Genomic DNA, 13,257 nt, shown 5'->3' on the forward strand with positions numbered 1-13,257 from the left:
GTTATATAAAGTTCGTTTGAGAGACCGATCATAACCTATTGCTGAGCTGTTCAAACGTACTATTTTGTGTAACTATCTTATGGATTCCATATAAACCCCAATGAATAAAATCGTATTTACTATTCTCCTGAGCTTCTTATTCAGTCATCAAACGATAGTTGCCCAAAAACCAGAAACCAAGGTCTCTTTAATACTATCAGATAGTTATTACTTATTGGGAGAAGCCACTTCCAAAGAAGTCATCAATAGACTTCTAAAACATAAGATCAGCGCTTCGGTAAAATGTATCTATTATTCAGACCTTGATGAAATAACATACGAATCACTGAAAGACAATCAACTTATCTTCATTGATATCATCTATCCTGCTAAGGTCACGGGAGCACTTTCCTTACTAAATCAGCTGACCAAATCAGGAACAAAAGTATTTGCAATAGGGTCGGAAGAAACTTCTGTACTAGGAGAAAACAAAGGAATTGTTTCGGATAGTAAAAGCCTTGAGTTTTATGAACAGTCTGGATTGGACAATCTAGTAGCTATGGTTTTGGATCAGTGTCAGCGATCTCTTGGACTAAACGTACCCACTCAATCCCCCATCAAAATGCCAGAATTCACCCTTTGCAACATTGATAGTAAAAAGGTGTTCTCAGATTTTGAATCCTACAGGAAGAATTATGATCAACACATGAAAGGAAACCCTTGGATAGCCATCAATATCCGCAGAAGTGACTTCCTCTCTGAACAATTACTCCACATTCGTGAATACGCTAATCAATTTGAGGACAATGGCTTCAATGTACTGTGCTACTATGGATTTCCTCCAAAAGAAGACATTGGAAGTATGTTTTATGATAATAACAAAAAACTAATCCCTGAAGTCATACTAGCACAATCAGCATGGTTGGGCGCCAACCCTGAAGCAAACCGAAAAACGTTCGAGGCGCTAGGTGTTCCTGTCATCAACCTGATACAGGTCAATCAAACGGCACAAGAATGGATGAACAACGATCAAGGTATCCGCATTTACAAGCGCACCAATAACCTGAGTATCCCCGAACAGATGGGAATGATCCAACCCATAGTGTCTAGTAGCAAAGAAGTTTTAGACCAAGAGACGGGAAGAAAAACCAAAAATGCCATAGTCTTCCAAGCAAAACGCTTAGTGAAGAAAGTCAAAAAAGTACATGTATTAAAAAGTAAACCCAATGCCGAAAAGCAAATTGCTCTGATCTACTACAGTCACCCTCCGGGGAAAGAACTACTTGGTGCAAGTTACTTGAATGTAGTGCCAAAAAGCCTTCACTCTATCCTCAGCCGACTAAAAAGCGATGGGTACAATGTAGGCAATGAACCATTAACCGAGGACGGCATTTTTGATAAAGTATCGAAATACGGACTCAACATCGGTGACTGGGCTCCCAGAGAAATTGAAAAATTAGTAGAAAAAGGAAACGCTACTTTGATCCCAATGGAACAATACCTGAGATGGTATGCCACTCTTTCTAGCCTTCTCCAAAAAGAAATAGAAGACCAATGGGGCAAACCTCAAGACAACAAAATAATGATGTGGACTGATAAAAATGGCAAAGAGTATTTCGTCATTCCTTCTGTCAAATATGGTAACATTCTACTCACACCACAGCCAGTAAGAGGATGGTCACACGACTTAGATATAATGCATCATGATGTTTCGACACCTCCACATCATCAGTATGTAGCATTCTACCTTTACTTACAGCATGGATTTGATGCAGACGCAGTAGTTCACCTCGGTACACACAGTACATTAGAATGGCTTCCAGGTAAAGAAACTGGACTCAATAAAGATGATGCCTCAGAAGCATTGATTGGTGACATGGTCAATGTCTATCCATATATCGTAGACGATGTAGGCGAAGGACTACAAGCTAAACGAAGATCAGGAGCTATTATCATAGACCACATGACTCCTCCATTTGATAGAATCGACATCAATCCCGAGCTAAGAACCCTTGAACAACTTATCTCAGAACATGAAATAGCAGAGTCAAAAAGCACAGCATTGGCGCAAGCTAAATTCAATGAGATCTACAAGCTGGCGAAGCAAAACGGCATACTCGACGACCTTGGAATGGATTCGATAAGAGATGATGAAGAACTGCATTATCTGGAACATTACATAGAAGAAATTCGAGAACAACACTCTCCTCTTGGGCTTCATACATTTGGACAACTTCCAAAAGCCGAGTATGTAGAGAAAAACGTTCAGGCCATCATTTCCCAAAAGAAAGACCTCAAAGGTGCCAAAAGAAACGCCTATGCAAATGATATCCGTCAGCGTATTCAAGCCAGTGGCAAAGCAGAACTAGACGCACTTAGTGATGCCTTAAGTGCCAAATACATCACAGCAGCTACAGGAAATGATCCATTGAGAAATCCAAAATCATTGCCCACAGGTAAAAACTTCTACGCTTTTGACGCCGATTATATCCCATCTACAGAGGTCTACAAAGAAGGCGAAAGACTAGCCAATGATTTGATCAAAGAATACTTAGAAGAACACAAAGGCGAGTTTCCTGATAAAATCACATTTAACCTCTGGTCCACGGAATGCATAAGGAATGAGGGAATCATGGAAGCCCAAATTCTCAGTCTTTTGGGAATAAAACCTGTCTATGATGGCTATGGAAAAGTATCTGATCTTACAGTAATTCCTCGCAGTGTAATGAAACGTCCACGCGTCGACGTAGTATTAATTCCTTCAGGACTTTACCGCGATATTTTCCCCCAACTGATCCTTCTACTAGATAAGGCTGTAAAACTAGCCTCCAAGCAAGAGGAAGTAGAAAACTATGTACGCAGAAATACCCAACGCAACTATGAACGTCTAATCGCCAGTGGAGCTGACAAAAAAATAGCTTCCAGATTATCGGAAGTGAGGATATTCTCAACCCCAGAAGGTTCTTATGGAACCGGAACGAATACCGTAGTCGATGCATCTGGAAGTTGGGAAGATGACAAAGAAGTAGCCAAAGTCTTCATGAATAGAATGCACTTCCCATATAGCAATACATTTTGGGGAAATCAACCCGCCAATGATTCATTGCTCATTGCACTATTCGAACAAAGTCTTTCTGGGACGAAAGCTGTACTCCATAGTCGTACTTCTCATTTATACGCCAGCTTAGACAACGACGATTTCTTTCAATACCTAGGAGGAACAGCCTTAGCCGTCAGAGCTATTGACGGACAGTCTCCCGAAGTCATTGTTTCTAACCTCACCAATCAGGGACAAATGAAACATGAAAAACTAAAGTACTTCTTGAGCAAAGAATTACAGACACGCTACCTGAACCCTACGTGGATCAACACCATGATGGACGAAGGCTATTCAGGAGGTCGATTCATCCGTCAAGTCAGTAGCAACCTCTGGGGATGGCAGGTGACAGTTCCCGATGCAGTAGATCAAAGCAAATGGAATAACTTTTACGATGTGTATGTCAATGACAAGTACGACCTAGACATCGCCAACCGATTCGAAAAAGGAGGAAACCTATTCGCTTACCAAGTGATGATTTCACGAATGTACGAAGCCATCAGAAAAGAATACTGGAAGCCCAATGATGAAACGAAACAAAAACTACTATCCGAATTTTTAAACACAGTAGACAAAGTCGGGCTTTCATGCAATTTGAATGTTTGTAACAATCCAGCTTTAGCCAATTTCCTTGATAAAGAATTCGAAGAAGTCAAAGGCCTATCAACAGCTAAAGTAGAAAGCTATAAAAAGGAATTACAAGAAATCAGAAAACGACTGAACACAGATGGACTTCCGAATGCCAATCAGATAGCCTCCGAAGCAGATAATTCCAGAGAATACACACCGAAAAAAAATGTCACAGGTTATAAAATTGAAGAAGTAAACACTCAAAATAAAAACTACAATGACGTGAATACCAATATTTGGAAATGGATAGCAATAGCCTCCCTATTAGCATATTCACTATATTTCATCAACAAAAAACGCAAAGAAGGAAAAAGTAAATCATGACCAAGTACTTCATATCTTCGATAGCGCTACTACTGATAGTATCCAGCTGTAGCAAACCAAACCAAAAGGTATCTGAGTCAAAGAACTCTGACAGCAGTGAAAAAGTCAATCTATTCACCCCCGACATCAAATATGCCAAGCGCTTTACCATCAATATCAATGACCAATACAAAACCTTAATTGTAGAAAACCCTTGGGAAGAACAGGATACATTGATGTCCTATGTTTTGTACAGCAAAGGCACTAAAAAACCTGACAATGTAGACTGGGCAGACTTCATCCTATCAGTCCCAATAGAAGAAGTCATTACCACCTCTAGCCCTCATGTAGGGATGTTAGGACTAATTGACCAGTGGGATAAAATCAAAGGTGTCGCCACAGATCAATATGTCTATAGCTCATACATCTATGATCGAATTCAAAATGGAGAAATTGCCAAGATTGGCTCTATCAAAGGAACAAACTTGGAAGTAGTACTAGACCTCGACCCTGATCTAGTCATGAAGACTGGATATGACAATGTACGAAATGAAGACGAAAGGCTAATCGAAGCAGGAGTACCCCTGTCCTACAATGTCGAATGGATGGAAACAAACATGCTAGCCCGTGCCGAATGGATCAAATACGTCGCAGCATTTTTCAACAAAGATCAAGAAGCAGACTCCATTTTCAATAGCATCGAAAAAGAGTATTTGAAAGCCATAAAAATAGCTGAAAATGTCGAAAATAAACCTTCAATCCTAACCGGAAACAATTTCAAAGGCACATGGTACATGCCAGGAGCCGATAGTTATATGGCCAAACTCATCCTAGATGCAGGTGGAGATTTTCACTTCAAAAACGAAAAATCAACAGGGAGTCTACCACTTAGCTTTGAAGTCGTTCTAGATAACTTAATGGATGCAGACTACTGGATCGGTCCAAGAGCACAATCACTCAATGACTTGAAAATACAGGACGAACGCTACCTACTTTTCAAACCATTCAAAGAAGGAAATGTATACACCTTCAACAAACGGATGAGCCAAAACGGAGGAAATGACTATTGGGAAAGTGGGATGACCAGACCAGACATCATACTCAAAGACCTTGTCAAGATATTCCATCCCGAACTACTCCCCGACCACAACCTCTATTACTACAAAAAACTACAATAAATGAAGAACTCTTGGTTGATCGTATCAGTAGGAATTACACTTGTAATCGGATTGTTTTTACTAGACCTCAGCCTAGGTAGTGTGAAAATTTCCGTCTCAGAGCTAATAAACATCCTACAAGGAACACCCTCCAAAAAATCTTGGGAATATATCATCCTCAACTTCAGATTACCCAAAGCATTCACAGCCGTATTGACAGGAGCAGGTATCTCCGTAGCAGGATTACAGATGCAAACCCTATTCAGAAACCCACTAGCAGGCCCTTCAGTATTAGGGATCAGTCATGGAGCCAGTTTAGGCGTAGCCGTGTTCGTACTATCCTCTACCGCCATGTTTGGCACAGTATTGAACTTACAGGAAAAGATGGGAAGCTGGGGACTAGTCATGTTTGCCATCGGAGGATCATTCCTAGTCCTATCTTGCGTCCTAATAGCATCCTCTAGAGTATCTGATAGTGTGACCATACTCATCATAGGCATCATGTTTGGATTTATCACAGGAGCAGTGGTCAACATCCTACAGTTCTTCAGCGACCCCGAACTCATTCAGAACTTCCTAGTTTGGACATTTGGAAGCTTATCAGGAGTCGCATGGTCTCAGCTCCAAGTTATGGGTCCCATCGTACTCATAGCACTCCTAGCCTCTTTACTCTTCTCCAAACAAATGAATGCCCTGCTACTCGGAGAGAATTACGCCACAGGAGTAGGAATCAATGTAGCACGAACCAGACTGAAACTAATCATGGTCACCAGTATCATGGCAGGAACCATTACCGCCTTCACAGGCCCCATAGCATTTATAGGAGTCGCAGTACCCCATTTGGCGAGACTACTCTTCCGTACCTCCAATCACAAAATACTGATCCCCGGCACCATGATGTGTGGCATCATCATCATGCTAGCCTGTGACATCGTCTCTCAACTTCCCGGATCACAAACCACCCTACCCGTGAACTCTATCACAGCGCTATTTGGAGCCCCAGTGATTTTAACTATCCTATTGAAAAACAAAAAAATGAAAGGAGCTTTCTAATGGGAAATAACACCACTCATTTGACCATCCCAATTCTTCGCACCAGCGGACTCACCATTGGCTACAGATCCAAAAAAGGACTCTTGGAACTCGAAAAAGAACTGGATATAAAAATTCACAACGGAGAAGTAGTATGCCTCATTGGTCCCAATGGCTGCGGAAAATCTACACTCATGCGAACCATAGCAGGCCTACAGCCCCCACTCAGTGGGGAAACATTCATATCCGACACAGATGTCAAGCAAATAAAACCACATCAATACGCACGACTCATCAGCCTTGTACTCACCGACAAGATTGATGCCGGCTCCTTAAAAGTCATGGACATCCTATCCATAGGTCGCTATCCATACACCAACTATTTTGCCGAGCTAAAAGCCAAAGACTATGCTATCATAGACAAAGCACTTTCCAGTGTACATCTCAGTGAATACAAAGACAGATTCTTCAACGAACTAAGTGATGGAGAAAAACAACGAGTATTGATCGCCAAAGCACTAGCACAAGACACCCCACTCATCATGCTAGACGAACCTACCGCACACCTTGACTTGCCCAATCGAGTAGAAATCATGAATATCCTAAAACGCCTCGCAAAAGAAACTAACAAGGCAATCCTACTCTCCACACATGAATTAGACCTTGCACTACAAACAGCAGACACCATTTGGCTCATGAATAGAGACGACCAAATGAAACACGGCACGCCAGAAGACCTAGTATTAAACGGTATGTTTGAGCAAGTCTTCAAAAGCAACGCCTTTCATTTCGATCGACTCACAGGCGCCTTCAAAGTAGATCACCACACCAAAGGTGAAATATCCCTCATCGGAACAGGAATCGAGAGCACTTGGACACAAAGAGCACTAGAACGAGAAGGATACAAAGTACTCCATCAACCTGTATGCGAAACAAAAATTTGCATAATTGATGGTACTTGGCAGCTAGCTATTAAAGATCAAACCATTACCTGTGACAGCATTGGGCATTTACTAAGTGAGTTACGAATAGTAAATTCCGAAGACTCATCTATCAACTAGACTTCCGAATCTTCTAAACGATTACTATTTATTTTATCCATGAACTGATTGATCTCGCTTAGGTTACTATTCTTAGACTTACACGAATAGTACAAATTTCTTTCCACTGGTCGACTAGCTTTAAATAGCTCATTGACAAGGCCCCGACCAATTTCATTTTCGCAGGACCGTTTAGGAACGATACTTACCCCATCGTTATGCTTTATACTCTCTACTATATGCTGATAAGACGGTAAAATATACCTCGGCACTACTTTAGGAATTCTATCGAAGACAGCCTTATAAAATTTTTTAAGATCCGATTGATCATTATCATATACAAACCAAGTCTGCTTCTGTAGCCAACCGATGAGCTGATCAATATCGTTTTCCAGTCCAGACGGGATTGAAATAGACGATGAGCCAATTAGAATCAATTCTTCACTTCTGATCTTAGTAAACAAATGATCATAAACACTATACCTTTTAGTCCCAATTAGCAGCTGAAAATTTTCCGTTTCAAGCCCCTCAATCAGTTCTTTTTCAGTTCCAAAAGCAGTAGCAACATACATGTCTAAAGAATATATCTTATCAATTAGATCACTACTAAAAAAATCAGAAGTACAACCAATCGAAATCGCCGAACGTGTCTTTTTTACCCTTTTACCAGAATATCGCTCCACCTTTTGAAGTTGCTCCAGAGGATTACTGATTTGCGAATACAAAAACTTACCATATTCAGTAGGAGTCAACTTCCGAGTAGTCCTATCAAATAATTTTTTTCCAATATGATTTTCAAGAGCCAATAAATGTTTACTAACACCAGGCTGAGTCATATTCAACTGCCTAGACGCCTCAGTAATATTATTATGCTCATATATAGAACCAAACGTTCTCAACCATTCTAGATTAATCATAACTTTAGTTATTAATCCACAAACATAAATAATTAAAATTATCACCAATAGCCCCATATATTAGTCGAAAATTTTAATCTTATGACACGAACATTAGTAATAAGCTATACCCCTCGTAAAGGGTCTTATACCAAAATCCTATTAGAAGAATTCATTTCCTTAGCCAAGGAAAAAACGAGTATTAAACACCTAGACCTAGTCGTTACCCCTCCAGATTTACTACTAGAAAAAAACTTGAACCTAGTGATGGAATGGAACAATGGGAAAAGAGATTTTTCCAAAGAAGAACTCACATTATTGTCCAACCACCACAGCCTTGTGGAAGATGTTCTGGATGCTGATAATATAGTTTTAGCCTTTCCTATTTATAATTTCTCCATGCCAGCAACAGTCAAAGCTTGGATTGATGCTATTATAGTAAGTGAAAAGACATTTTCCTTTAATCCTCACACTGGATTCAAAGGACTCTGTGAAAGTAAAAGAGCGCTGTCAATTATGGTCAGTGGGTTTGACTACCATGATTCTGGTAACATTCGAGAGTATGCCTCATCTACTATTCAGCAAAACTTCGATTTTATCGGTATTCCCCTAGAGCAGATTTCAGCCTTTGGGGTAGATCAAAAAAGAGAACAGCTAGACACAATACTAACAAACGCCAAAACAGAAATAAGCAGTTTAATTGACAAGTGGTTTCTAGAATAAACCCGGCACTACATTAACCAAACAAACAAAAAAGAGCAGTTTCTATCACAACTGCTCTAATTTTCCCTCAAAATTCAGAGATAAATATTCCCAATTGGCCATACATTTAGTTAATTGAAAATAATTCATCAACTAAACACCTTAACAACTCAGCCATGGAGAAATTTGATTGGTCAAAAGACGAATACTTCGACTTCGAAGGAAAATATCTAGCACTAGGAAAAAGAGACTTACACAACTCCAAGATAGTCAGGAGCAGAATAAACAATAAGCTAAAAAGAAATGTAACCGGTGCCAAAATGCCAATCTGGGCCACCCTAGGATGGCAAGACAATAGCCCTTTTCGACTCAAAGGACACATCACTTTTTCCGGAGTCGGTAACTTCAAAGAAGGACAATACGACAAGCTCACCCAAAGAGAAATTCAGGATATAAAAGTCATTAGTGACATATCAGGAAAGAAAAAAATAAAAGAAAGATTTATCAACCTAGACCACGTTGACTTTGAATTACCCAACAAGATACCAACCAATGAAATCCCAAAGCTTAGACTCACACTCTTTTTAAAAGACAAAGAAGGAGCCTTAGTATACCTAATGGTAAAAAACCAAAATGATACAGATGGAACAAATGCCTTTGCTAGACACATACTCTGTGACTCCGTAGAGAATCATTCACGCAATAAAGATCGCAGACACTACGCCATAGAAGTTCCCTTTCATTGTACCACCTCACATGACGAAGCTCAAGATGCTATAGAACTCAACAAAGCCGAATCAAATAACCTAAGCTTCACCATTAAGATTATCACTTTTGTAAAAAAAGATAAAACCAAAAAACTCAAGCAACTGCTAGGTATAGTATCCAAGAGACTAACCAAGCATCAATCCAGTACAGCCATCAACGACATCATCTATGACAGTGTCGGAGAAGACAAATACCGATTGCTAAAGTTCATAGACGATCCACAACACGATCAATGGATTTACACACATGAAAAAGGGAGTTATAATCTTGGAGGTAGATTTGAGAAAATAGAATCACCCGATGATATCAATGGTTCCCATAAAACACTACTTCTCATTCACGGCGCTATATCCAATACCATCGGATCCTTCCATGATATCTGGCAAAGAAAAAAAGACGATCAGCCCTCTCACCTTCAACAACTCATTCGCTCAGGACAATACCAGCAAATCTTATCATTCGAATACCCCACACTATCAGCAGACGCCAACGATGATGTAGATAAAATGATAGAATTTTTAGGAGATGTCACTTTTAAAGGCAACCCCATAGATATTGTCACCTCAAGCAGAGGAGGTTTCACCGCATGGGCACTTGTAACCGACCCAATAGTAAAAGATAAATTACCCGTCAACAAAGTACTTTCTTTCTCATCCGGAGCGACTCAGTATCTAGACGCAGGTAAAACACCCGTAGGACTCTTGTTTTCTATATTGAAACAACTGACATTCGGATCAGCTGCCAAGTTGATCACAACCATTCTATCAGAAGTCGTAGATTTTTCAAAAGAAAATTTCAAAGGACTAAAAATGATGGAGCCAAACAGTGAACTAATTAATGAATTACTCAACCGAGAAGTAAATAACCCTGACCTGCGCTATACAGTAGTAGCATCAGATTGGGTTCGATTTCTTATATCAAAAGATCACGGTTGGATCAGTGTCCTCACCAAATCAGGAATGGATTTAATCATTAAAGGCATACTAGGCATAAAACATGACTTCGTTATTGGCTGTGACCAACAAGTACTCACACCTAAAGTACAAGAAAGCAACAAGGAAATCGTGAAGATTCACAGCACCCATGGAAAATACATGCAAGATGACTATTCATTATACAGACCCGCATCAGCAAATAATCACAAAATCATCGATACGCAAGCACTAATCACTGCAAATTGATCCCACCAATTACGGTCATACTTGATTGGTGATTTGGACACTTAGAAGTGTCTAAGTTTTTTGACGGCTGTTAGAGTATTAAGCGAGTTTTTTGAAAACCAATATTCTTTGTATGTTACCTAAGTGGCAATAAGTATCTTCTTTCTATACTAGGAAATAAACATACTCATCTTAACCCACAAGATAACAATTAACAAACAATAGTGAAATGTCTGCATATGTAATATTGGACTTGACAGTTTTTGACAAAGAAAAATTGCAAGAATATAAAAACTTAGCTCCCAAGATTATTAAAGAATACAATGGAAAAATAATCGTACGTGGAGGACAAACCAATTCAGTAGAAGGAGACTGGAATCCCCAAAGGCTTGTAGTAATTGAATTCCCAGATTATGAAACTGCTAATAACTGGTGGAATTCAGATGAGTACAGGAGTGCATCAGAACTAAGAAGAAAAGGTGCACATACAAACGTTCTTATTGTAGAAGGAACATAATATTCTTAGTCATAGTAATAGATCTTTAACCCTTATATTAACCTGTTAGATTCTGACTAAAAAAGAAAAGCCAGACATGAAAGTCTGGCTTTTTAGAAAAAACGTGACCTCGGCAGGATTCAGTACAGCCTTTAAAAGTCATTGATTTCTAATAGGTTAAACCTTCTCTAGAATTTCGGGTACAAAAGTAGTACAAAAACATTTTGACCTTTGACTAAACATGAACGATGTAGCAAATAGAGGGCTATGCTTGTTCCAAGTACAATATTTCCTCAATCAGCTTTTTAGCTAGGTGATCTATAGTAGAGTGGCTATTGGTACCTAAATCGTATTTGCGGTCAAATATTCTATTGTTTCTGCGATCGAAATATTCAATGACAGTAATTTGATCTCGATTTGGTTCAATAACCAATCCTATATCGCGATCTAGAATTATACTCGCCATAAAAGTACTGTAACCTAATCCAGGAGATAATGAATCGAGTCTAACAATTCTCTCCATATGGTTATCAAACTTATCATTAGTTAAGGCATGAAATGTTATTTCACCTCTCCCTGTTCTTTTGCATTTAGAACCATGTTCGAAGGTTATCAAGTAGGTGTTTTCAGTGCTTCTAATAATTCCAAAAGATTCTTCTTTTAGTGGATTGACCTTTGAGAAATCGAAATCAAGAGAATCTTTCAAAGAACCTTCATAAATATTCAAGCCATTTTCGATACTGCTTACAAAGGAGTTAATTGCTTGATTGATTGGTTTTCGAACCCTTAATCGTTCTTCATTCTCTTTGGCTTTTCTTTCTTGTTCAGAGTATCTCCTCAGTTGAATTTCGGTATCCACTCCACTAGCCCAATCCTCGTCGCTTTGTACAGAGGTATCGACCGTTGAGTCTCTAGGAGTTTTGTTTTTCGATGTTAGTTCTCTTTCCGTATCGGCATGCGAAACAACCTTTTTGTTCGGTTGATACAACGGAACAATAGCTGTAGCCATTGATCCAAATAGTATTAACACAATAGCAGGCTTGAAAAAAGGACTTTTCATGCGGTTTTTCAAGTCAGTTTTGTCCTTTATACCTAGCAAAAAAGAACCAACAGTAGATGCAGAATTAGTGAGCCACCCGATAATTAGGGTAAGTAGTTTAAAATCAGTCATGATGTAAATGATTAGATTGTTGAACAATGATTACTATGAATAAAAGTTACGAATTTGTGATGAAGAAATTTTGCACCTTGATAAAGATTGATTTTGTACATAGACGGATGGAGTAGTAAAGAGAAGTCATTTTATCTTGATATGATAGCCAGTGAGAAGTGCTAGTTGCGTGAATAGAATTGTAACAATTAAATAACCAAATGGATAAAAATGAATATTTACAATTAAGCAAAGAGAACGGGAGTTCACCAAGGTGTCCTTTGATTTCTAAATGTGAAAGAAGAGCAATGACACTTTATTATGAGGATTCATCAATGGTACAGTATATAAACTATAGTAAGTTCTTAAGTGCAATGATTGACGAAGAAGGACTTGATGAAAATTACATAAAGTGTATTGGAGAATCTCCATCCTTTGTAGGGGGTGAGTCAAGCTTCAGATTATCGAATATGTGTCCAGAAGTTAGTTTGTTTGAGAATTCTCAAATTACAGTTGATACCTTAGGTCTTGCGGCAAAGGCTGTGAGTTATGATAAGTACTTTAAGACTCCCTCTAAAAGTATGGTTGAAGAGTCCGGACATTATTCGGAATGCGCTGAATACGCAAAGTTTAGCTTTGAGAGAAAGTCTAATTCTCAAACTCATGATTTATTCGAAGCAAAACCAGGTATGTTTGGTTTTACCATCAACCTTATAGAACTATATCGCAGGGTTGTTAAATGGAGGAAAAGATATCATTAACTGTTTCAGCAGGTTTATGATTGAGCTTTGATTTGAGTCAATATATTAGTCCTATGGTTTGTTTAAATTCGAAACTTATTTCCGAA

At 39.0% G+C, this 13,257-nt stretch carries 10 protein-coding genes; 8 read left to right on the top strand and 2 right to left on the bottom strand.

Annotated elements, in window-relative coordinates:
* Positions 1 to 100: 100 nt before the first annotated feature.
* From DKG80_RS17945 to DKG80_RS17960, 4 genes are read left to right on the top strand one after another with little or no spacing between them, the layout of a single operon-like run.
* A complete protein-coding gene (locus DKG80_RS17945) occupies positions 101 to 4,030 on the top strand; it encodes a cobaltochelatase subunit CobN (protein ID WP_109832759.1) in 3,930 nt (1,309 codons plus the stop codon).
* Positions 4,027 to 5,187 (top strand): ABC transporter substrate-binding protein, encoded by a 1,161-nt coding sequence (locus tag DKG80_RS17950; protein WP_109832760.1) that lies wholly within the window; start codon positions 4,027 to 4,029, stop codon positions 5,185 to 5,187. The genes DKG80_RS17945 and DKG80_RS17950 overlap by 4 nt, the downstream gene beginning before the upstream one ends.
* Entirely contained in the window at positions 5,188 to 6,219 is a 1,032-nt protein-coding gene (locus tag DKG80_RS17955; RefSeq protein ID WP_109832761.1) for an iron ABC transporter permease, read from the top strand.
* Complete coding sequence (locus DKG80_RS17960; protein ID WP_109832762.1) at positions 6,219 to 7,259, top strand: ABC transporter ATP-binding protein; 1,041 nt, start codon at positions 6,219 to 6,221, stop codon at positions 7,257 to 7,259. Before DKG80_RS17955 ends, DKG80_RS17960 begins: the two co-directional genes overlap by 1 nt.
* Here DKG80_RS17960 and DKG80_RS17965 read toward each other — a convergent pair.
* A complete protein-coding gene (locus DKG80_RS17965; RefSeq protein WP_162555970.1) occupies positions 7,256 to 8,155 on the bottom strand; it encodes a LysR family transcriptional regulator in 900 nt (299 codons plus the stop codon). The genes DKG80_RS17960 and DKG80_RS17965 overlap by 4 nt on opposite strands.
* Positions 8,156 to 8,236: 81 nt before the next feature.
* Between DKG80_RS17965 and DKG80_RS17970 the strand changes: the two genes are divergently transcribed.
* The 3 genes from DKG80_RS17970 to DKG80_RS17980 all read left to right on the top strand — a co-directional run bounded on the left by DKG80_RS17970 (position 8,237) and on the right by DKG80_RS17980 (position 11,281).
* Positions 8,237 to 8,857, top strand: coding sequence for an NAD(P)H-dependent oxidoreductase (locus DKG80_RS17970; RefSeq protein WP_109832764.1), 621 nt, complete (start codon positions 8,237 to 8,239; stop codon positions 8,855 to 8,857).
* A 155-nt stretch (positions 8,858 to 9,012) separates the two neighbouring features.
* Positions 9,013 to 10,785 carry a DUF7379 domain-containing protein gene (locus tag DKG80_RS17975; RefSeq protein WP_109832765.1) on the top strand — a complete coding sequence of 591 codons (1,773 nt, stop codon included), beginning with the start codon at positions 9,013 to 9,015 and terminating at the stop codon, positions 10,783 to 10,785.
* A gap of 208 nt (positions 10,786 to 10,993) precedes the next feature.
* Positions 10,994 to 11,281, top strand: a complete 288-nt coding sequence (locus DKG80_RS17980; protein ID WP_109832766.1) for a DUF1330 domain-containing protein — start codon at positions 10,994 to 10,996, stop codon at positions 11,279 to 11,281.
* Between the two features lie 244 nt (positions 11,282 to 11,525).
* Here the strand turns inward: DKG80_RS17980 and DKG80_RS17985 are convergent, their stop codons facing one another.
* On the bottom strand, positions 11,526 to 12,431 hold the full coding sequence (locus DKG80_RS17985) for a hypothetical protein (protein WP_109832767.1): 906 nt from the start codon (positions 12,429 to 12,431) through the stop codon (positions 11,526 to 11,528).
* A 200-nt stretch (positions 12,432 to 12,631) separates the two neighbouring features.
* Here DKG80_RS17985 and DKG80_RS17990 point away from each other — a divergent pair, with 200 nt between their 5' ends.
* Positions 12,632 to 13,171 (top strand): hypothetical protein, encoded by a 540-nt coding sequence (locus DKG80_RS17990; RefSeq protein WP_109832768.1) that lies wholly within the window; start codon positions 12,632 to 12,634, stop codon positions 13,169 to 13,171.
* The last annotated feature ends 86 nt before the right edge of the window (positions 13,172 to 13,257 follow it).

Origin of the sequence: Reichenbachiella versicolor, from assembly GCF_003171675.1 — a bacterium.
GTDB classification, from domain to species: domain Bacteria; phylum Bacteroidota; class Bacteroidia; order Cytophagales; family Cyclobacteriaceae; genus Reichenbachiella; species Reichenbachiella versicolor.